This is a genomic window from uncultured Enorma sp., assembly GCA_905210055.1.
GTDB lineage: Bacteria > Actinomycetota > Coriobacteriia > Coriobacteriales > Coriobacteriaceae > Enorma.
Genome location: CAJLVH010000201.1, coordinates 1 through 2307, shown reverse-complemented (window position 1 = coordinate 2307; position 2307 = coordinate 1). Strand labels below are relative to the sequence as shown.

The following is a 2307-nucleotide window of genomic DNA, read 5'->3' as shown; positions in this document are numbered from 1 at the left end:
CGTCGCTATCCACTACGGCGACGACCGGATACTCCAAACCCTTCGAAGCGTGGATGGTCATGATGTGCACCGCGTCCTCGCCGTCACCGGAAAGGGTCGCCGGAGTCTCCTTCACGTGCGCGATGTGGTCGGCAAACGCTTGGGCCACCAGGCGCGGGGCATATTCGCGGCCCTCTTCCTCCTTTTCGATGATGGACAACGCCTTGAGCACGTTCGCGGCGACCGCATGGTCTTGGGCGCCGCCGCGCTCGAGACGCGCGAGCCATCCGGATTCGTTGAGCACATCGCGCGCGATGTCGCTCATGCGGTCGCGTCCCACACGGGCGAGCGCACGCCCCAGAATCGCACGCGCACGGTCGAGCAACGACAGGGGTAGAAAATCTTCGAGGATGGTTCCGCGCAGCAGCACGTCGCCCGTAACGGTGCGGGTATCCACGATGCCCGCCTCCGCATTCCAACACGTGCCAAGCGCGAGGAGCTCGGACGCGCCGAACTCGAACATCGGCGACGTGACGAGCGGGGCGATACCGGCCTCGCCGTCTTCCGGATCCGCAAGGAAGGCGACGAGCGAGCGCACGATGGCAACCTCGGGTGCCCGCGCGAAGACCGAGGCCCCGCCGGAGATGACGCACGGCATGCCCACCTCGCGCACCGCACGAGCGTACGTGTCCGCATCGCTCATCTTCGCCATGATAATCACCATGTCACCCGGGGCGAAACCCTCCTCGTCGCGCAGGCGCCGGAAGCGCTCGGCGATCGCCGCCGCCTTGACCTGGGAGCGCTCCTCCGTCGTTCCCCCCACCACGAGCAAGGCCTGGCGGCGCGAGATGTCCGCGCTGCGCATCACGTGCACGCCGCCCTTCTTGGCAAGTGCGTTCGCACGCGTTTGTTCGCCGCACGACTCAAGGTGCAGGAAGTCGCGACCGAGCCGGTTTTCCGCCCCGCCCTGGAAGATGCGGTCGGCGAACTCGAGAATCTGCGCGTGGCTGCGGAAGTTCACGTCCAAATCGAGCACCGAGCCCGTTGCCGCCACCTCGCTCGCCTTGTTGCGGAAGACCGACACGTCCGCCCCGCGGAAGCGGTAGATGGACTGCTGGGCATCGCCCACCGTGCAGAGCTCGCGACCATCGGGGCTGCACAGCAGGTTCACGAGCTCGACCTGCTGCTGGGCGGTGTCTTGGAACTCATCGACCATCACCATCTTGAACTTGCCTGCGAACTCCGCGCGCACCACGGGGTTGTTCTTGAGGGCGTCGTAGGCGATGGTGAGCAGATCGTCGTTGTCGAGCACGTTGCGTTCATGCTTGAGGCGCTTGAACTCCGCTTGCACCTTGGCCGCAAGCGGCATGAGCTCGTCTAGGGCATCGGAGTTGGCGACGAGGTATGCCTCGGCGAAGAACTGGGCACGCGAGCTGCGAACCTCGTCGACGAACTCCTTCTCGGCCGCCGTGGCGCCAACCTTGTTGAGCTTGTCGCACGCCGCATAGCATGCGCAGAGCGCAGGCATGTCACGCAGAGAATCGAGGTAGGCATCGAGGGCAGCGACCGCTTCTTGCGCGATCGCTGCGTTCTTGAACGTGGGCGACTCGGCAATCGCTCGGTATGCTTCGTAGACCCGTCGATGCGACGGCTTGGGCGTCACCTGCTCGAACGCGTCTAATCCCGAGGTCGATGAGGAAACCTTGTTCAAGATGGCGCTCAGAATCGCCATGAGGCTGCTCACACTCAGACTTCCTGCGGAATCGGATTCGATCTTGAAGCGCGACAGCAGTTTTTGGTACTCGCCTCCAGCGTCGCGCAGCACGTGCTCGACAGCCTCGCGCTTGATGCCATCCGCATACTCCGCCACCTTGAACCCCGGATCGACATCGAGGTCGAGCGCGTAGGCGCGAATGATGCGTGAGCACATGCCGTGGATCGTGGAGAACCAGGCGTCCTCGACGCGCTCCGCCTGGGCATCGAGCCCTTCCTCGGTGAGCGCGCGGCGCACGCGCTGCTTGAGCTCCTGGGCCGCCTTCGTGGTGAAGGTGATTGCGAGCACCTGGTCGATGCTATCGAGGAACGGCTCGGGCACGTCTGGGTTCGCCCACTGCTCGCGCGGCTTGGACCCGGGCGTGAGCGCATGCAGCACGCGCTGGGTGAGCACGAGGGTCTTGCCGGCTCCCGCGCCCGCGGAGACGAAGACAGGGCCGGTAAGCGCATGGACGATGCGCGCCTGCTTGGGGTCGAGGGTGATGCCGGCCATTAGCGCCTCCTCTCACACATGATATTCGGACAGAATGCGCAGGAACCCTTGGCCGGGGCGGG

1 protein-coding gene is annotated in these 2307 nt (G+C 65.1%); it reads right to left on the bottom strand.

Going from position 1 to position 2307, the window contains the following annotated elements; translation table 11 throughout:
• Window positions 1-2245, bottom strand: a 2245-nt coding sequence (locus QZ079_RS09135) for an exodeoxyribonuclease V subunit beta (protein ID WP_297037536.1), incomplete at its 3' end; no start/stop codon positions are given.
• Between the last annotated feature and the right edge of the window lie 62 nt (window positions 2246-2307).